Origin of the sequence: Solitalea koreensis, from assembly GCF_900182575.1 — a bacterium.
Lineage (GTDB): Bacteria > Bacteroidota > Bacteroidia > Sphingobacteriales > Sphingobacteriaceae > Solitalea > Solitalea koreensis.
Window position 1 is genome coordinate 31501 of sequence record NZ_FXSZ01000001.1, and the last position, 18470, is coordinate 49970.

The 18470-nt window shown below is 38.6% G+C and carries 17 protein-coding genes and 1 tRNA gene; 8 read left to right on the plus strand and 10 right to left on the minus strand.

Annotation, left to right across the window (positions count from 1 at the left end):
- Positions 1-26: 26 nt before the first annotated feature.
- The 3 genes from FN756_RS00105 to FN756_RS00115 all read left to right on the plus strand — a co-directional run bounded on the left by FN756_RS00105 (position 27) and on the right by FN756_RS00115 (position 5096).
- Complete coding sequence (locus tag FN756_RS00105; RefSeq protein WP_142600430.1) at positions 27-1898, plus strand: CocE/NonD family hydrolase; 1872 nt, start codon at positions 27-29, stop codon at positions 1896-1898.
- A gap of 207 nt (positions 1899-2105) precedes the next feature.
- A complete protein-coding gene (locus FN756_RS00110) occupies positions 2106-2450 on the plus strand; it encodes a hypothetical protein (RefSeq protein WP_142600431.1) in 345 nt (114 codons plus the stop codon).
- A gap of 330 nt (positions 2451-2780) precedes the next feature.
- The gene (locus FN756_RS00115) at positions 2781-5096 is read left to right on the plus strand and encodes an alpha-amylase family protein (RefSeq protein WP_142600433.1); all 2316 of its coding nucleotides are present in this window, start codon (positions 2781-2783) and stop codon (positions 5094-5096) included.
- A 54-nt stretch (positions 5097-5150) separates the two neighbouring features.
- On the opposite strand, the gene FN756_RS00120 is transcribed toward FN756_RS00115, so the two are convergent.
- Positions 5151-5786: a peroxiredoxin gene (locus tag FN756_RS00120; protein WP_142600435.1), complete on the minus strand. Its 636-nt coding sequence runs from the start codon at positions 5784-5786 to the stop codon at positions 5151-5153.
- Positions 5787-5970: 184 nt separating this feature from the next.
- On the opposite strand from FN756_RS00120, the gene FN756_RS14670 reads away from it, so the two are divergent.
- Positions 5971-6105 (plus strand): hypothetical protein, encoded by a 135-nt coding sequence (locus tag FN756_RS14670; RefSeq protein ID WP_262709381.1) that lies wholly within the window; start codon positions 5971-5973, stop codon positions 6103-6105.
- A gap of 44 nt (positions 6106-6149) precedes the next feature.
- Positions 6150-6254, plus strand: coding sequence for a hypothetical protein (locus tag FN756_RS14725; protein ID WP_394344407.1), 105 nt, complete (start codon positions 6150-6152; stop codon positions 6252-6254).
- Between the two features lie 92 nt (positions 6255-6346).
- On the opposite strand, the gene obgE is transcribed toward FN756_RS14725, so the two are convergent.
- The 4 genes from obgE to FN756_RS00145 all read right to left on the minus strand — a co-directional run bounded on the left by obgE (position 6347) and on the right by FN756_RS00145 (position 9265).
- Positions 6347-7345 (minus strand): GTPase ObgE, encoded by a 999-nt coding sequence (gene obgE, locus FN756_RS00130; protein ID WP_142600436.1) that lies wholly within the window; start codon positions 7343-7345, stop codon positions 6347-6349.
- 114 nt (positions 7346-7459) lie between these two features.
- Positions 7460-8032: an adenylate kinase gene (locus FN756_RS00135; RefSeq protein WP_142600438.1), complete on the minus strand. Its 573-nt coding sequence runs from the start codon at positions 8030-8032 to the stop codon at positions 7460-7462.
- 64 nt (positions 8033-8096) lie between these two features.
- Positions 8097-8170, minus strand: a tRNA-Arg gene (locus FN756_RS00140).
- A 168-nt stretch (positions 8171-8338) separates the two neighbouring features.
- On the minus strand, positions 8339-9265 hold the full coding sequence (locus FN756_RS00145; protein WP_142600440.1) for an SDR family oxidoreductase: 927 nt from the start codon (positions 9263-9265) through the stop codon (positions 8339-8341).
- A 242-nt stretch (positions 9266-9507) separates the two neighbouring features.
- On the opposite strand from FN756_RS00145, the gene atpD reads away from it, so the two are divergent.
- Complete coding sequence (atpD, locus tag FN756_RS00150) at positions 9508-11013, plus strand: F0F1 ATP synthase subunit beta (protein ID WP_142600441.1); 1506 nt, start codon at positions 9508-9510, stop codon at positions 11011-11013.
- A gap of 90 nt (positions 11014-11103) precedes the next feature.
- Positions 11104-11355, plus strand: a complete 252-nt coding sequence (gene atpC, locus FN756_RS00155; protein ID WP_142600443.1) for an ATP synthase F1 subunit epsilon — start codon at positions 11104-11106, stop codon at positions 11353-11355.
- A 63-nt stretch (positions 11356-11418) separates the two neighbouring features.
- On the opposite strand, the gene FN756_RS00160 is transcribed toward atpC, so the two are convergent.
- The 4 genes from FN756_RS00160 to FN756_RS00175 form a co-directional block, all read right to left on the minus strand.
- Complete coding sequence (locus FN756_RS00160; RefSeq protein WP_142600445.1) at positions 11419-12414, minus strand: ABC transporter ATP-binding protein; 996 nt, start codon at positions 12412-12414, stop codon at positions 11419-11421.
- Between the two features lie 174 nt (positions 12415-12588).
- The gene (locus FN756_RS00165) at positions 12589-13416 is read right to left on the minus strand and encodes an outer membrane beta-barrel protein (RefSeq protein ID WP_142600446.1); all 828 of its coding nucleotides are present in this window, start codon (positions 13414-13416) and stop codon (positions 12589-12591) included.
- Between the two features lie 22 nt (positions 13417-13438).
- Positions 13439-14191, minus strand: a complete 753-nt coding sequence (locus FN756_RS00170; RefSeq protein WP_142600448.1) for a hypothetical protein — start codon at positions 14189-14191, stop codon at positions 13439-13441.
- Positions 14172-14735, minus strand: coding sequence for an RNA polymerase sigma factor (locus FN756_RS00175; RefSeq protein ID WP_142600450.1), 564 nt, complete (start codon positions 14733-14735; stop codon positions 14172-14174). Before FN756_RS00175 ends, FN756_RS00170 begins: the two co-directional genes overlap by 20 nt.
- Positions 14736-14876: 141 nt before the next feature.
- Here FN756_RS00175 and FN756_RS00180 point away from each other — a divergent pair, with 141 nt between their 5' ends.
- Positions 14877-17174, plus strand: a complete 2298-nt coding sequence (locus tag FN756_RS00180; RefSeq protein WP_142600452.1) for a GH92 family glycosyl hydrolase — start codon at positions 14877-14879, stop codon at positions 17172-17174.
- Between the two features lie 126 nt (positions 17175-17300).
- On the opposite strand, the gene FN756_RS00185 is transcribed toward FN756_RS00180, so the two are convergent.
- Positions 17301-18431 (minus strand): hypothetical protein, encoded by a 1131-nt coding sequence (locus tag FN756_RS00185; protein WP_142600453.1) that lies wholly within the window; start codon positions 18429-18431, stop codon positions 17301-17303.
- Between the last annotated feature and the right edge of the window lie 39 nt (positions 18432-18470).

An 18470-nucleotide genomic window follows, 5' to 3' on the forward strand; every position in this document is an offset into this window, starting at 1 on the left:
TTTAGCTATCTTCTTTCACATGAATTATGAAGCATCCGTTATTAGCACTCCTTTTTCTTTTTCTATTTACAATTCCTAAGCAATTATTTGCGCAGCAAGATTCTGCTTACATACGAGATAACTATGTAAAGCACGAATATCAAATTCAAATGCGCGATGGGGCTAAACTTTTCACGGCGGTGTATGCGCCCAAAGATCAAAGCAAAAAATATCCCTTTATGATGATCCGGACCCCTTATAATGTAGGTCCTTATGGTGAGCATCAGTACAGAAAAGTTTTAGGCCCTTCTTCTGATTTTATACATGAAGGATTCATTTTTGTTTATCAGGATGTGCGTGGCCGTTTTATGTCGACGGGCGATTTTGTAAATGTTCGACCTCACCATCCCCAAAAGAAAGGTAAAGAAATAGATGAATCAAGTGATACTTATGATACGGTTGATTGGTTACTAAAAAATGTACCAAATAACAATGGAAAAGTAGGAGTATGGGGAATTTCTTATCCGGGCTTTTATTCAGTAACAGCGGCAATCTCCGGTCATCCCGCAATCAAAGCCGTTTCGCCCCAAGCGCCTGTAACCAACTGGTTTTTAGGTGACGATTTTCATCACAATGGAGCCTTTATGATGATGGATTACTTCAACTTTTATACTGTAATGGGAGTTCCACGGCCTAACTTAACAACAGAATGGCCGGCATCTTTCGATTATAAAAGTTCAGACAATTATAGTTTCTACCTTAACCTGGGAGCCTTGCCCGATATTGAAAAAAAGATGTTTAAAGGAAATGTGGCTTATTGGAACGATTTTTTACAACATCCCAATTACGATGATTATTGGAAGGCACGCGACATTCGTCAGTTTATGAAAGGAATTAAGCCGGCAACCCTGGTTGTGGGAGGTTTATTTGATGCGGAAGATTGCTGGGGAGCCTTTGAAACTTATAAATCTATTGAAAAACAAAATCCAAATGCTAAAAATACGCTGGTAGAAGGCCCATGGTTTCATGGAGGCTGGGCCCGCAGCAAAGGGAATTACTTTGGCGATATTAAGTTTGGCTCAGAAACAGGAACCTGGTATCAAAAAAATATCGAATTCCCTTTCTTTATGTATTATTTGAAAGGCGTGGGGAAAGACCCTCGTCCTGAAGCATTGATGTTTGATGTGGGTGCTGATAAATGGAAGGAGTTTGCTTCATGGCCACCCAAAGAGGTAAAGGAAAAAAATATCTATTTTCAGGCGAATCAAAAATTATTGTTCGACAAACCTTTGCTGGCTGCTGGTTTTGATGAATACATCAGCGACCCTAAGCACCCTGTTCCGTATCAGGATGAGATTAGCATGGAGCGAACCCGTGAATATATGATCGACGATCAACGATTCGCCAGTCGCCGTCCGGATGTATTGGTTTACCAAACAGGTGCACTAACCGAGGATATTACCCTTGCCGGTCCGATTTGGGCAGATCTCTTTGTTTCAACTACAGGTACTGATGCCGACTTTGTGGTTAAAGTGATCGACGTTTACCCGGATTCATTAAAAAGCTACACTTTAAACGGAAAAGATGTGAAGATTGGCGGTTATCAGATGCTGTTGCGAGGAGAGGTAATGCGTGGCCGCTATCGGAAGAGTTTTGAAAAGCCGGAAGCATTTACTCCCGGAAAAGTGGAAGAAGTGAAATTCTCTATGCCCGATGTTATGCATACCTTCCGAAAAGGACACAAAATTATGGTGCAAGTGCAAAGCAGCTGGTTCCCTTTGGTCGATCGCAATCCGCAGAAATATATAGAAAACATTTATAAATCACAGGAAGGAGATTTTCAGAAAGCAACTCACAGAGTGTATTTCGATGTCGAGCATCCTTCAAGTATAAAAGTATCGGTATTGGAAAAAGAATAGTTGGAGATAGTTGTTACTAGTCTCTAAATACCAAATACGATCTTCTTTCTTTTGAATATCATTATGAATACAAAAGCCTCATCGACCAATACGACGAGGCTTTTAAAACAACCCAAAGATTTCTAAATCAACAACTTGCACTTCCAAATCTGCTTTTTTTAAGGTAGATTTAAGCGATAGCTTCCCTCCTACTAAATATCTAAAATTATGCTACAACCCAATGACATGAGCTCGTTAGTTTCTGTAATGGAGAAACTTCGGATGAAAAAATATGACAATGAATTCATGATGACTGCAGATGGTTTTAAATGTTTAGCCAACAATGAAATATACAAACCTGAAGACCTTATCATCATACGCACGTATCGTTTCGAAGGTGATAATGACCCCTCCGATAGCAGCATATTATATCTGATAAAAACTTCGAACGAATTAATTGGTTATACGCTGGACTCTTATGGACCGCAATCGAATTATGAAGATTCTTCATTCGACGATTTTATCAAGAAAGTTCCCATGAAGGACCACGATGAGCAACAATTGTTTAAATAAAAAAGCTCTGCTCTTGTAATTGCTATTGTCACAGTCAAAATAAACCATCTCGTTATCGTCTCTTTCAATATTGAGGCTGTCTCCAAAAGTCGAACTAACCTGTTTTTGCCATGCTGAGCGAAGTCGAAACATCCTGTTGATGATACTACAGACCCTTCGACTACGCTCAGGGAGATAAGGAAAAACGCTTTTGAGCCTGCCGCAATCTCTCAAACTCCGGCCCCCCTAAGTTTTACATAACAAGTATTTTTTTTCGAAAAAAATTTAAACTTTGATAATTGTATTTAACTTGCCGTATTACCTACACTTACATTATTGAAAATCATTACAATGAAGCAAAGAATAAAAATGTTGCTTTTGCTAACCATCTGCGGATATACCGTTAACGCTCAGTCAATCAGCAATGAATTTATGTCGGCTACGTTTAGCCCCCAAACGAAAACGATTGAAGTAAAAGACAGAACTACCGGCAAAGTGTTTCTTACTCATGGATTGGCAAGCAATGCCAGTGATAGAGTGCAAACAATGGATATAACAGACGCTGTTTTTGGCAAGGGTAAAGCGCTGAAATTGGTAAAATCTGGCGGTGGTTTTTATACCATTGCGCTGTATCCTAAAACTGCTTTTCTGTTTTTCACTGAAACCGTACAAAACAATGCTGATGATAAAATGATCTTTCAAAAAGTTCGTCCGTTTTCATTTAGGATAGATATGCAAAAAACTGCCGGACAATTGAAAACCTTAGGTACCGGAGGTCTGCTGGCACCTGCCAACAATCCTGGTAGTTATCTTTTTTTGACAACGGTAGATCCTAGTACCCGGGAAGGAGTAGTAACCGGGTGGCTTACCAACGAGCGGGGAAGCGGCGTTGTTTTTTCTGACACCAGTAATAATCAGGTAAGCATTTCTACCCAAATAGACTATGGCCGGCTGGTGATTCCGGCAAGAGCTACTGAAAAACTGGAAACCCTTCTGATTGGACATTTTAAAGATGCCCGCATTGGCGAGGAACAATATGCAGAGATGATGGCTCGGAAGCAACGAATTCATTTGCCTAACCGTAAAGCTGTTTACTGCAGCTGGTATAGCGAAAAAAATGGAGGAGCGGGCAGTGAAGCATCCACTAAAGAGTTAGCGAGTTTTGCGGCTACAAAGTTGAAGCCTTATGATTTGGGCGTTATTCAAATTGATGACCAATGGCAGGACGGTGGTTCGTTCAACGGGCCCTTGCGTGGTTTTGATCGGGTAAATCCAAAAGGAGCTTATCCTAATGGTATGGCTTCTACTGCTAACGCCATTAAACAAAGTGGATTCACAGCCGGCATTTGGTGGATGCCTTTTGCTCGTAATCATCAGGACCCTGAATATAAAGATCGTCAAGACTGGTTTGCCCGCCGAATGGATGGTTCTCCTTACGAAACCAAATGGGGTGGCACTTCTTTAGACATTACTAATCCGCAAGTACAACAACACCTAAAACATGTGGCCGGCACCCTGCACAACTGGGGTTTTAATTATTTTAAAATGGATGGATTGTGGACCGGTACGGTCACCGAACAAGTCTACATCAACGATGGCTATAAAGACGACCAAATGGGGAATTGTAAACCTTTGTACGACAGCAGTAAAACTCAAATTGAAGCATTTCGGATGGGGTTGAACTTATTGCGTGAAACAGTTGGGTCGGAAGTCTTTTTTTCAGGGTGTTGTGTAAGTCAGAATATGCGTTCGTTCGGTGCCTCTATTGGATTAGTGGATGCGATGCGGGTGGGTCCCGATTTTAATCACGATGGCCAGGGTATCCGTACCGGCGCCATCCGGGCTTCACGATTATATTTTTTAAATGGAAGAGTATGGTGGAACGACCCGGATCCTTCCATCATCCGTGAGTCGGGCGCAGCCACTGCCGATGGTGCGTGCAAAGGCATTGGTTCGCTAACCAGGGCTAGACTACTGCCGTCATGGGTGGCATTGAGCAAACAGTTTTTTTTAAGCAGCGACTGGTTGCCTGATTTATCCGAAGACAGGTTGGATATTATGAAGCGCTGTATGGCTTCACACCAGGGCATAGCGCGACCGATAGATGCTTTCGATAAAACATTACCTTCAATTTGGCTGGCAACTGATGAACATACAGGTGTGCAGCGCAATGTACTTGGCTTATTCAACTGGGATACGGCTTCTCAAAAAATTGGATGCAAAAGTGCTTGGGCTGGCTTGCCAGCAAATAACGAATACTATGCCTTTGATTTTTGGGATAATAAGGTGCTGCCAAACATAACAAGTAATGTTTCATTTGAACTTCCTGCAGAGTCGTGTAAAATTATTGCATTGCAAGCTAAAACTACTCATCCAGTGTTGGTGTCTACCTCAAGGCATATTACACAAGGTATGATAGATGTATTGAAAGAAAAATGGAACAATAATACATTATTGGGCAGCAGCCAACTGGTAGCTGGCGACGCGTACGAAATGCGCATTGCAGGTCTTGAGGATAATTGGAAAATAACCGGAGTTGAAACGAATGAAAAAGAGGGTGTAACCATAACACAGTTACCTACTACCGAAAAAGGATGGGCACGTATTCTTATAAAAAGTAATACGGATCGTACCGTACAGTGGAAACTGAAATTTTCAAAATCATAAAAATTGGTTGTGTTCATAAAAAAGGGAGATTTTTAAAAACATCTCCCTTTTTTATTATTTATTCGGCTGTGGCGTTGTTCTCAAATACGGTTTAATAATTTTATGTCCTTTAGGGAATTTAGCAGGCACATCTTCAGTTGGAATTGAGTTTACAATGATGCAATCATCACCATCTTTCCAGTCAACTGGCGTAGCTACACTATAATTTGCAGTAAGTTGCAAAGAATCAAGAACACGCAAAATCTCTTGAAAATTGCGACCTGTCGAGGCTGGATAGGTAAGTGTTAGCTTTACTTTTTTATCCGGACCAATCACAAACACAGAACGAACGGTAAGCGTATCACTTGCATTCGGGTGAATCATTCCATACAGGTTTGCAATTTCTTTCGACGGATCAGCGATAATCGGAAAATTAACAGTGGTATTTTGGGTTTCATTAATATCTTTAATCCATTCTTTATGTTTTTCAAGCGGATCAACACTAATGGCAATAACTTTAGTGTTACGCTTATCAAATTCGTCTTTAAGTTTTGCTGTTCGCCCTAACTCTGTTGTACAAACAGGGGTAAAGTCGGCAGGGTGAGAATAGAACACTCCCCAACTATCTCCTAACCAATCGTAAAAATCGATCTCTCCTTCTGTAGTGGTAGCTTTAAAATTTGGCGCAACATCGCCTAATCTGATTTCCATAGTATTTTATTTTTAAAATTGTTAGCTATTTAAATTTAATAAAATATAATCAGAGATAGCCTATGATTAGCCTATGTTTTTAGTCGAATTAGAGTATACTTCTTTTAATATTCAGACGATTTTATCATTATATTAACCTACATAGAAAAACACATGTATTAATTGCTTCCGGTATTGAGTAATTATGAAGGAACGATTTATTGTTTTAGGCCTGAATACGGCAGCTACAATTATTTGGTGTGCTGGTGCAGTTGGATCATTATGTGATATGGGAAAACGGTATCATGTTTTGAAAACAGAAGGGCAAAATACATTATAAAAGTAAGATGCAAAAACCGTTCTGAAGACAACATAAGAAACCTGATGCTTACTATTTTAGCTCAAAACTCCATCCACCTGCTTAACATTAGCATTGAAGAAAATAAAGCCAAAGGAGAAAGCATTATTGCTATGCAAAATAATGAGTAACCGAGTGCAAAATGAACTTATCGAATCTTACATGCAAAAATAAATGCTGAAGAAGATGTCGTATCTGCCAACTGGGAATTAGATGTTGAAAATTATTGATCAGCGTTAATAGCTTCCCAAATCATATCCTTCAATTCAACTAACCCCTTTTGCGCAACTGAAGAAATGAAAGTATAAGGAATTTGAGGAAGATCCTTTTTAATTTCTGCCATTAACTCTTCATCCAGCATATCACTTTTAGTAATCGCCAACAAACGAGGTTTGTCCAACAATTCAGGGTTGTATTTACTAAGCTCGTTGAAAAGAATTTTGTACTCACCGTGAATGTCTTTACTATCAGCCGGAACCATGAACAACAGTACAGAGTTACGCTCAATATGACGAAGGAAACGTAATCCTAATCCTTTGCCTTCAGAGGCGCCTTCTATAATGCCGGGAATATCGGCCATCACGAACGATTTATTACCACGATAAGCAACAACCCCAAGGTTAGGTACCATGGTGGTAAATGCATAATCAGCGATTTCAGGTTTTGCTGCCGACATAACCGAAAGCAAAGTTGATTTTCCTGCATTAGGGAAGCCAACCAAACCAACATCAGCCAATAATTTTAATTCAAGAATGTTCCATTCTTCCAAACCAGGTTCACCAGGTTGAGCAAAACGTGGCGTTTGATTAGTAGGAGATTTGAAATGCCAGTTACCTAAACCGCCTCTTCCTCCAGGAGTTAAAATTTTAGTTTCTCCATCTTGTGTAATTTCAAACAATACTTCACCAGTCTCAGCGCTCTTGGCCACCGTTCCCAATGGCACTTCTAAAATCTCATCTTTACCTTCTGCCCCTGTTTTATTCGCACTGCTTCCTGCCATACCATTTTCAGCAATAATATGCTTACGGTATTTCAGATGGAGCAAGGTCCATAACTGTGAATTTCCACGTACAATGATATGGCCGCCACGACCGCCATCTCCCCCGTCAGGACCACCTTTAGCTGTTTTTTTATCACGATGCAAATGGTGTGAGCCTTTACCGCCTGCGCCTGAACGGCAGCAAACGTGTACAAAATCTACGAAGTTGGAGGTCTGACTCATGTGGTGGAAATTTAGCTTTTATTTAAATATACAATAATCAAGAGCCAAGAGCCAAGCTATTTCATAGGAAACAACCTGATTCTTGGCTCTTGATTTTATACGAGTGTAATAAATTTAGTATTGATCGATAACAGCAGTGATATTGTTGAAGATATCTTCTATCGCGCCTATACCGTAAACACCTTGGTATTTTTGTTGTCCTTTGTAGTGATTAGCTACCGGAGCTGTTTTATTATTGTACTCATCGATACGTTTTTGAATAATCTCAGGATTTTGATCATCAGGACGACCGGAATCTTTACCGCGAAGCAACAAACGTTTTTTCAATTCGTCATTTTCTACTTCTAAAGCAATCATACCAGAAATGGCCGTATTTTTTGATTGCAAAAGATTATCCAATGCTTCAGCTTGTGCAACCGTACGCGGAAAACCATCAAAAATAAACCCGTTTACAGCTGGATTTGCATCAAGTTTATTACTAATCATACCGATTACAACTTCGTCAGGTACCAAAAGCCCCTGATCCATTAACTTCTTCGCTTCTAACCCCAACGCTGTACCTCCTGCAATTTCGCCGCGAAGAATATCGCCTGTAGACAAGTGTACCAACTGGTACTTTTCGATTAACTTTTGAGACTGTGTGCCTTTTCCGGCGCCCGGAGGGCCAAATAATACCAGGTTTAACATGTTAACGTTAGTTAAAACTAAAAAAGCCTGCCATTGAACTGACAGGCTTTTGATGATTTGTTTGTGGACCCAAAGGGAGTCGAACCCCTAACCTCCTGATCCGTAGTCAGGTGCTCTATCCAATTAAGCTATGGGTCCTTTATTCTTCTTTGTTTAGAAGACCGTTATCGTTCTAACAGGCTGCAAATATAAGGACGTTTTTAAACCCTCCAAAACTTTTTCATAAAAAAATGCCTCATATTTTATTTAAGCCTGATTTTCAGGCAGAAAAAAAAATCAATACCTAATATAAACCTTTTTCCTGCTTTACTGCCCGTCTGAATTATCGGGCTTGAATTTCTTCAATTGATCGTCCACAATCAGCAAACCTTCATGAAAAGAATGCGGCTGATACCCTAACTCTTTCCTAGCCTTATCTAAAACAAAGCCAGTTTTTGCCGGACGCTTGGCTGCTTGATTTAATGCTTCCGATGAAATCGGATTAATTAATGATGCATCAAGCTTCCAATAATCAGCTACGGCTCGTACAATTTCTTCAATACTCATGTAATCTTTCCCTGAAATATGAAAAACTCCCCGAGCACGCTTTTCTAAAACCAACAAACAGGCATCTGCTAAATCCTCCGCCAAAGTAGGATTACGAAACTGGTCATTAACAACATTGATTTCACCTCCTCTTTCCAAGGCGTTTTTTGCCCAGGTTACTATATTAACGCGGGCTTTATCTTTAATTACCCCATAAACTAAAATAGTACGAAGAATTGCAGCATCCAGCATGCTGCTCTGTAGCAATTTTTCAGATTCTAATTTTGTTTGTCCGTAATAACTTAAAGGATTGGGAATACCAGCTTCTTTATAAGGGCCATTCAAACCGTCAAAAACAAAATCAGTTGATAAATGAATAAAATGTGTATTAAATGGATTACAAGCTTCGATTAAATATTCTACTGATTTAACATTTAGCTGATAACATTGCTCTTTATCGATTTCACAAGCGTCAACATTAGTCAAAGCCGCAGTATGAATAACATGCTTCGGTTGATATTTATTAATTACAGCCCGTACTTCTTCAGCATTGGTGACATCTAAACGCTCATAGATATATCCTGATTCGCAATAACGATCGTTACCTTTGGAAGTAGCGATAACTTTATATTCAGCAGAATGCTTTAATTTATCAAGCAATTTTTGGCCTAACAATCCATTACTTCCTGTTATTAATACTGTTTTCATCAATGCTGTAATAAAGAGATTTATTAAATAGGAGTGCCATACTGAAAGCTGTAAAATTCAGTAAAAAAAGACGAGCATAACTACATGATTTATCGAAGTAAATAAACTAAATATAAGACTCTAATAAGAAAGTTAAAAAAATGATTAAAAATTAGGTTTGAAATAATTTCAAATGCGTTATCTTTGCGACACTTAAAATCCTGCCTTAAAAGGGATAATAACAAAGAAAAAAGTTCAAAATTATGCCAAATATTGGGAAAATTGCTCAAATCATCGGTCCTGTAGTTGACGTGAGCTTTGCTAACGATGCTACTTTGCCTAAGATTTACGACGCTTTGATCGTAACAAAAGACAACGGACAAAAAATTGTATTAGAAGTACAACAGCATTTAGGTGAAGATCGTGTACGTACAGTGGCGATGGATTCAACCGATGGTTTAGTTCGTGGTATGGATGCGGTAGATACGGCTTCTCCTATCAAAATGCCAGTTGGTGATGCTATCAAAGGTCGTTTATTCAATGTAGTAGGTGAAGCGATTGATGGTATTGATCAAGTTTCTAACGACGGTGGTTATGCTATTCACAACAAACCTCCTCGTTTCGACGAATTAAGTACTGAAACAGAAGTTCTTTACACAGGTATCAAAGTTATTGACCTGTTGGAACCATATCCAAAAGGTGGTAAAATTGGTTTGTTCGGTGGTGCCGGTGTAGGTAAAACCGTATTGATCATGGAATTGGTAAACAACATTGCCAAAGCATACTCTGGTCTTTCAGTATTTGCTGGTGTAGGTGAGCGTACCCGTGAAGGTAACGACTTATTGCGCGAGTTTATTGAGTCAGGTGTAATTAACTACGGTGATGAATTCCGTCACTCGATGGAAGCCGGCGGTTGGGACCTTTCAAAAGTAGACAAAGAAGTTCTTAAAGATTCAAAAGCTACATTGGTGTTCGGTCAAATGAACGAGCCTCCTGGTGCACGTGCACGTGTTGCCTTATCAGGTTTGACTGTAGCTGAATATTTCCGTGATGGTGATGAGCAAAGCGGTGGTCGTGATATCCTTTTCTTCATCGACAACATTTTCCGTTTCACTCAAGCAGGTTCTGAAGTATCGGCACTTTTAGGTCGTATGCCTTCAGCGGTAGGGTACCAACCAACGCTTGCTACAGAGATGGGGTTAATGCAAGAGCGTATCACTTCAACTAAACGTGGTTCAATTACTTCAGTACAGGCCGTTTACGTACCTGCCGATGACTTAACTGACCCTGCTCCTGCTACTACATTTGCTCACTTGGATGCTACAACGGTATTGAACCGTAAAATTTCTGAGTTGGGTATTTATCCAGCGGTTGACCCATTGGATTCAACTTCACGTATTCTTTCTGCAGCTGTATTAGGCGATGCTCATTACGATACTGCTCAACGCGTGAAAAACATCCTGCAACGTTACAAAGAATTACAAGATATTATTGCGATCCTTGGTATGGATGAATTATCTGAGGAAGATAAATTAGTCGTATCTCGTGCTCGTCGTGTTCAACGTTTCTTATCACAGCCTTTCCACGTTGCTGAGCAATTTACCGGCTTAAAAGGTGTGTTGGTTGATATTAAAGACACCATCAAAGGTTTCAACATGATTATGGATGGCGAAGTGGATGAATATCCTGAAGCAGCATTCAACTTAGTTGGTACTATTGAAGACGCTGTTGAAAAAGGTAAAAAATTATTAGCTGAAGCAAACGCTTAAACTCGTATGTGATATGCGTATTGAATATGGAGCAATTCTATTCAATACGCATTATTTTATCACTATACGCAAATCGCAATTCGCAATACTATGAACTTAGAAATTTTAACTCCTGATAAAAAAGTTTTTTCTGGCGAAGTTGTTTCGGTAACTGTTCCAGGAATAGCTGGTTCTTTTCAGATTTTGGAAAACCACGCAGCTATTATTTCAACACTAGATGATGGACCTGTAAAAGTAGGCTTCGCTGATAAATCAATTCAGGTATTCGAAATCCAAGGTGGTGCTGTAGAAGTGCTGAAAAATAAAGTAACTGTACTTACCAAAGGCGTTACAGAAGTTTAATAACACCGAGACAAAATAATAGTTAAAGCCTGTTTTCCAAAAGTAAACAGGCTTTTTTATGAATCAGCCATCAACCTCAGTAAACTGTTTTACTACCAATCGGCAATATTCATCTTTTTTATAAGCTCCCAGCAAGTAATTCAACGTTTGCAGCTTGCGCATGGATCCATTTACTTCCAACACCAATGCTTCATAAGAGCCGTTGTATTCTACTTTAACTACTTTGGCTGGTGCTCCAGTTTGATCCGATAAGTGCAGATCGTGGGTATGAATCACGACTTTTTTCGTTGGATTGATCGCATAACCAAAAGCTGCATTAAAATCAGCTGCATCTAAAATATTAACGCCCCCAAATAACCGGGCTACATAAGCCGATGAAGGATGATTATAAACCTCTTTCGGTGTACCATGCTGAATGATTGCTCCCTCTTGCATTATGACGATCCTACTCGATAGGGAAAGAGCATCCAATGGTTCATGTGTAACCAATAAAATTGAAATTCCCGTTTTTTCAGCAAGCCGTTGCAGGTCGCGTTTCAGATGGCTCTTCAACATCACATCTAAGTTGCTAAAAGGCTCATCTAGCAATAAAAGTTTCGGATTAGATGCCAAAGCTCTGGCTATTGCCACACGCTGTTGTTGCCCTCCGCTTAAATTGACTGCGGGTTTATCTTTTAAATCAAGAATATTTAGCAATTCAAGCACTTCATGTATCCGAGCTTGTTTATAATCCAGATCTGTATTCGGTAGCATAGGAGCAATATTATCAACTACTCTAGCATAAGGGTTTAGATTAAAATCTTGTTGAACAAATTTCATCTCACGCTCGCCGGGCAATAACTTAACCGACGGGCCATAAACCGGTTTTTCATTGAATGTAATTGTTCCGGTATCAGCATCCAAAATCCCATATACCAGTTTCATGAGGGTACTTTTTCCACTTCCACTCGAACCAACCAGACTAATGATTTCTCCTGCATTGATGGTAAGCTCAATGTTTTTAAGTGCAAAGTGTTCGTTTCCGGGATATTGTTTACAGAGATTATTGATTTGAAGCATATGATATTAAACGAAGATAAAAGAGCCAAAAATAAAGATCAATCCATTGCAAATCTGACAATTAATAGCAATGCTATATGATTATTTTTTCGGTTTAGTTTAACAAAAAAGCCCTTACATCTGTAAAGGCCTTTAAAAATACATTTTAAAAAGTTTATATGTATAATTGATGTATTAAAATCCGCTTAACGATAATCCAAAGGATAAGTTGTTAAGCTTTGGCTGATCATGCTCGAAAATATTGTTGAAATAATATTTTACATAAAGCGCAGCACATCCATAACCAATTTTAAATATTGTACCATACTTAAATGGCGTAAAATTAAAATCATCATTCACCTTAACTTTACCACGTTCAGTACTAATTTGCTTGGTTCTAGCATATAATAAGTAGCCGAAGTCCATCCCTCCTTCCACCAAAAATCCCTTCACGTTTCTACGCCCTTTGGCATTGTATTGAAATGTTACAGGTATGGTTATATATTTCGCCATTAATTTATTCTTGTTAAAACTCACTACATCTGTTATATAGGTAAAATTAGGTTGATTCGCTATTGGAGTAATGTTGTTTTTGAAACGATAGTTTTGCCAATCGAATGCAACACCGGTACGCAAGCGAAAATAGTTTTTATAAATAGCCACGGTAGCTGTCACTAAATTCAAAGTTATATTTGATGATTTATTAAATTCCAGTTCTAAATCACTATTGGCAGTAGAAAGGGATAGACTTCCATCATCAACAAAAGTGGTAAATCCAATATCAAAATTTCCCAAAGCTGTAAACCGAAATGGTTTTACAGCATATTTACCACTTTTATTTTTTACATTTTCTTCATTGCCTTTTCTAATAATCACAGTTACCTGATCATTATTACCCATACGAATTACCGTTGAATCGGCTTTAACACTGTCTACCTTGGCTTTTACGGAATCTGTTTTTACTTGAGCTTGTGCACTAAAACAAACACAAATGCTTGCTAATAGTAAAATTGTGCGTTTCATATTTGTTATCGATGTATATTTTTTATTCTTCTTCCTCTATATAATTAACTTTCTTCTCTACTTTCAAAATTCCCAGATTTAACGAAAAACCTTTCTTTTTACTTATTGCTAAAAACCTTTTATCACGTTTATCGACCTTACTCGCCACGTAATTTAAAGCAGCAGAAATGTCAAGTATAGGAGCAGCTTCATCATCAATCAAATGTTCATTGGCCGAATGCAGCATGGCTGTTTTTAATATGGAATGCTCTATTTTAGGCGATGAGTCTAAACTTAACCCTTCAAATTGCACCACCCTATTGGAAGGCAAAGGATTTACAATGGCGAGCTTTTCTTCATGAGGCTCGACAGATTCATTCTTTTGAACAAGTGTGTTTATTCTCTTTCCTGACTTTTCAAATGTTTGAGGAGCTTTTGTCGTTTTTGTATCTGAAATGGCAGTCGACTGTTTATAAGCGCGTTGATATTTAGGCAATTCAAGAATTATCGGTGTGCTTTTATTCCAATTATCTTTCAAGCCGGGATTGCCTGTCAAAGCCAGTTCCTGGTCATTAAATGCTGGCTTTTTCATAAAATAAATAACAGTTGAAAACAGGCACAACACTACTGAAGCTGCCACCGCCCAACGCGCCAATATTATTTTATGCTTGATGGCATGTGAACGATCCAGCTGATCAGAAATACCGATCCAAACTTTTTCTGAAGGTTCAATTTCAAAACCCTCAAAGCTATTTTTGAATGAATCATCCAATCGTTTATCGTGCTGTTGTTCCATGTTGATTTCCTTCCATTTTAATACTATTTTTCAGGATATTTCTGGCTCTAGCCAGCTGTGATTTTGAGGTACCTTCACTAATACTCAAAATTTCGGCAATTTCCCTGTGCGAATAGCCTTCAATAGCGTACATATTAAATACCATACGGTAACCCGGAGGTAAAGCCTGAATAATTCTCATCAGATCATTGACATTAATTGCATGCATCGGAAATTCATCTGAATGTTGCTGATAAGCCTCCTCTACATCCACTATATACATTTTTGAACTACGACGATAAAACTCTATGGCGGTGTTCACCATAATTCTTCGCAACCATCCTTCAAAAGAACCCTCGTTCTTAAAAGAATGCATCTTATCAAACATTCTAACAAAACCAACCTGAAGCATATCCTCTGCCTCCTGATGATCCTTAGCGTATCTGGAACAAACACCTAACATCTTTGATGCATACAAACGATAAATTGCTTCCTGAGCTTTACGGTTTCCCGATCTGCAGCCGGCAATCAGTTCTTCAAGACTGGTTGTTCGCATCAATTTCATTGGTTTCTAGATTCAAGATGATCAATATCAAAATTTAGTTGCATGCGATCTGATTTTTTTGTCTTTTTTAACAAAGAAAAAAACTGATACTGGAGTGAATAAATAATAATATTTTTAATGTATATAGTTTATCAAATTCCTATGAAAAAAGCAGCATTGCTATTCATTGCCTTAACTTCTTGCGCAAACATTTTTGCTCAAAAAGTAAATCAACTATTCGATCCGGTGGAATGGGTTAATCCATTAATGGGCACCGATTCAAAAGTCAGTTTGTCAAATGGAAATACATATCCGGCAATTGCCGTTCCATGGGGTATGAATTTCTGGATCCCACAAACGAATGTTATGGGTGATGGTTGGGCATACCAATACAATGCCGATAAAATCAGGGGATTTAAACAAACGCATCAGCCTTCACCCTGGATGAACGATTACGGACAATTTTCCATAATGCCCGTAACAGGAAAGCTAAAGTTTGAACAAGACGAAAGAGCAAGTTGGTTTTCGCACAAGACCGAAATTGCTAAACCGTATTATTACTGCGTTTACCTGGCTGATGCAGATGTAACGACAGAAATCACCCCAACTGAAAGAGCTGCACAATTCCGGTTTACATTTCCTAAAAGTGATAGTTCATATATTGTTATCGATGCTTTTGATAAAGGATCATACATTAAGGTCATTCCCACAGCAAAAAAAATTATAGGCTATACCACTAAAAACAGTGGCGGCGTTCCAACTAATTTCAAAAACTACTTTGTTATCTATGTTGATAAGCCCTTTACAATGGCGACAACGTGGCATGGCAAACAACTCGCAAAAGACACACTCGAATACCAGGCTAATCACGTAGGAGCAATTATTGGCTTTAAGACCTTAAAAGGAGAAAAAATTCATCTAAAAGTAGCTTCTTCCTTTATCAGTTATGAGCAGGCAGAATTAAATCTTCAGCAAGAAATTGGTACAAAAACATTCGATGATACCAAAACAGCAGCAAAAGCTGCATGGAATAAAGAACTCAGCCGCATCACAGTCGAAGGAGGAAGTGTAGAGCAAACACGCACTTTTTACTCGTGCATGTATCGCACCTTGCAATTTCCGCAAAAACATTATGAAATAGATGCATCAGGTAAAATTATTCATTACAGCCCTTACAATGGAGAAGTTTTACCAGGTTATCTTTTTGCTGGAACTGGTTTTTGGGATACATTTCGGGCTTTATATCCTTTTTTAAACCTGATGTATCCTTCTGTTAACAAAGAAATGCAAGAAGGTTTGATAAATGCGTACAAAGAAGGAGGATTCCTTCCTGAATGGTCGAGCCCTGGTTATCGAAATGTGATGATTGGCAATAATTCCGCATCCGTTGTTGCAGATGCTTATCTGAAAGGCTTAAGAGGTTACGACATCAATACTTTATATGAGGCATTGAAAAAAGATGCGAATACCGAAGGTCCGATGGAAGCTGTGGCCCGAAAAGGAGTTGAATATTACAACAGCTTAGGTTATGTGCCATACAACGTAGGCATTAACGAAAATGCAGCAAGAACCTTGGAGTATGCATATGATGATTTCACAATTTATAAGCTTGCGAAAGCATTAAATCGGCCAAAAGAAGAACAGGCTCTCTATGCTAAACGGTCGCAAAACTTTCGCAATTTATTTGACTCTAAAACAAAATTGATGCGTGGTAAAAATAAGGATGGAACATTCCAATCGCCATTTAACCCTTTTAAATGGGGAGATGCATTTACGGAAGGGAACAGCTGGCATTACTCATGGAGCGTATTTCATGATATTAATACTCTTTCAACATTAATGGGAGGAAAAACACAGTTTGCTAAAATGCTCGATTCTATATTTGCAATGCCTCCTGTTTTTGATGAAAGCTATTATGGTGGAGTGATACATGAAATCAGGGAAATGAAAATCATGAATATGGGTCAGTATGCACATGGTAATCAACCGATTCAGCACATGATCTATTTGTACAATTACGCCGGCCAACCATGGAAAACACAATACTGGGTTCGCCGCGTGTTAGATCAATTTTACAAAGCCACTCCTGATGGTTATTGTGGAGATGAAGATAATGGACAGACTTCTGCGTGGTACGTATTTTCATCCATGGGTTTTTATCCCGTTTGTCCGGGAACAGACCAATACGTCCTAGGGGCTCCATTATTCCCAAAGGTTACGCTTCAACTCGAGAATGGAAAAACATTTACCATTCAGGCACCTTTAAACAGTACGCAAAATGTGTATGTAAAAAGTGTATTATTTAATGGAAAGCCTTATACCAAAAATTGGATCAGCCATTTTGATGTAACCAAAGGAGGTAGCTTCTTAGTGGAGATGAGCCCAACACCTAACAAACAAAAAGGACTAAAACCTGAAGACGAACCCTATTCGTTCAGCAAAGATGAAAAACAACAGTAAAATTTGGCGATAAGTCATTAGGTTAAAACTAAGACTGTCAAAAAAAGTGCCTTCGGGCCTGTCCCAGATATTTCGACTCCGCTCAACCTAACAAAAACAGGTTAGTTCTGCTTGCGCAGCTCTTTGCTATTCTTCAGTTATTTTAATCTTCTTTTTCAACAAGAAATTACTGCGATAGTTAAGGTAGAGCGTTTGTGAATAATCAAACTGCGGATGATTTAAGTCAATATAAGGTTCAATTCGTGCTGTTAAATATAAACTGCCGGCAAGTTTAAAATCGCCCATAACTCGAAAAAACAATAGATTCCTTTCACTTTCGGCATGGCCTTTATCCAATGTGGAACGAGAAAGCGAACTGTATAATGGAGCTCCTTCTACATTAATAAATTTATTTCCATAGAAGTAGCTTGTCATTACTTTAAAATATTTAAAATCAGCCCCAAGATTCAGGTAAGCAGCTTTTCCATTTTGATATGGCAATAACCCGCCGGTTAGCTCTTTAGAGAAAACAAAATAGTTTTCACTGTAGATGCTCTTTAAAAAATTATTGAATTTATAAACCGCTTTAAAGCCTAAAGTACCATTTGTAATCGTTTGTACTACATTTCCCGTTGTATCCAACTGACCTCCAAGATGAAAAAGAATCACTTGCGCCGGAATACTTAAATCAAACCGATCCTTTTTAATCACGTTAAAATCTGAGGAAAGTCCTCCTGTAATTCTCTCGGAATCTTCTTCACCAGGATAAATAAAATGTTCCCAATGAACCCATGCATCAAGAAATGTGCGATTACTGTTAATTAAAAACTGTGCGCCATATTCTTGTGATGGATAAATTAGGCGTTCGTAATCGTATAAAGGTTCAATGTAGCGATGGTTAATATTGCCTTCAATAGCCCCAAAAGTAAAGCCGATGTTTTTCTTCTGATATTTAAGCGTAAAAACAGGTTCAATTGCCCTGAAGCGATCCGCACCAAAATCACCTTGCACTAAAATGCCGGCTTTTAAGGCTAAATTTTCATTTGGATAAAAAATAAGTGAGGGCACAAAACGTGTCCCAAACAACGTTTTACCGTCGGCAAATTGGTTATAATACTCGTAGTTTCGGAAATAATTAAAACTATTAATATTAAGATAGAGGCTTTGAGCCTTGTTGGAGTCTGGAGACATTCGATCCTCAAAATTGCGATGGTCAATTTGGGCCGATAATCTTGCTGAAAAGCAAACAAAGAATAGAAACAGGTAAAGTTTTTTCACAGAGCGAAAGTAGATAAATATTAATAATGTAAAGCCTGG

Excerpts from the sequence above, each read along its gene's own strand:
- FN756_RS00165 (WP_142600446.1), bottom strand. The coding sequence starts at position 13,416 with ATGAAACGCACAATTTTACTATTAGCAAGCATTTGTGTTTGTTTTAGT.
- obgE (WP_142600436.1), bottom strand. The coding sequence starts at position 7,345 with ATGAGTCAGACCTCCAACTTCGTAGATTTTGTACACGTTTGCTGCCGT.
- FN756_RS00170 (WP_142600448.1), bottom strand. The coding sequence starts at position 14,191 with ATGGAACAACAGCACGATAAACGATTGGATGATTCATTCAAAAATAGC.
- FN756_RS14725 (WP_394344407.1), top strand. The coding sequence starts at position 6,150 with ATGCTTACTATTTTAGCTCAAAACTCCATCCACCTGCTTAACATTAGC.
- FN756_RS00110 (WP_142600431.1), top strand. The coding sequence starts at position 2,106 with ATGCTACAACCCAATGACATGAGCTCGTTAGTTTCTGTAATGGAGAAA.
- FN756_RS00145 (WP_142600440.1), bottom strand. The coding sequence starts at position 9,265 with ATGAAAACAGTATTAATAACAGGAAGTAATGGATTGTTAGGCCAAAAA.
- FN756_RS00105 (WP_142600430.1), top strand. The coding sequence starts at position 27 with ATGAAGCATCCGTTATTAGCACTCCTTTTTCTTTTTCTATTTACAATT.
- FN756_RS14670 (WP_262709381.1), top strand. The coding sequence starts at position 5,971 with ATGAAGGAACGATTTATTGTTTTAGGCCTGAATACGGCAGCTACAATT.
- FN756_RS00135 (WP_142600438.1), bottom strand. The coding sequence starts at position 8,032 with ATGTTAAACCTGGTATTATTTGGCCCTCCGGGCGCCGGAAAAGGCACA.
- FN756_RS00175 (WP_142600450.1), bottom strand. The coding sequence starts at position 14,735 with ATGAAATTGATGCGAACAACCAGTCTTGAAGAACTGATTGCCGGCTGC.
- FN756_RS00120 (WP_142600435.1), bottom strand. The coding sequence starts at position 5,786 with ATGGAAATCAGATTAGGCGATGTTGCGCCAAATTTTAAAGCTACCACT.
- atpD (WP_142600441.1), top strand. The coding sequence starts at position 9,508 with ATGCCAAATATTGGGAAAATTGCTCAAATCATCGGTCCTGTAGTTGAC.
- FN756_RS00180 (WP_142600452.1), top strand. The coding sequence starts at position 14,877 with ATGAAAAAAGCAGCATTGCTATTCATTGCCTTAACTTCTTGCGCAAAC.
- FN756_RS00160 (WP_142600445.1), bottom strand. The coding sequence starts at position 12,414 with ATGCTTCAAATCAATAATCTCTGTAAACAATATCCCGGAAACGAACAC.
- atpC (WP_142600443.1), top strand. The coding sequence starts at position 11,104 with ATGAACTTAGAAATTTTAACTCCTGATAAAAAAGTTTTTTCTGGCGAA.
- FN756_RS00115 (WP_142600433.1), top strand. The coding sequence starts at position 2,781 with ATGAAGCAAAGAATAAAAATGTTGCTTTTGCTAACCATCTGCGGATAT.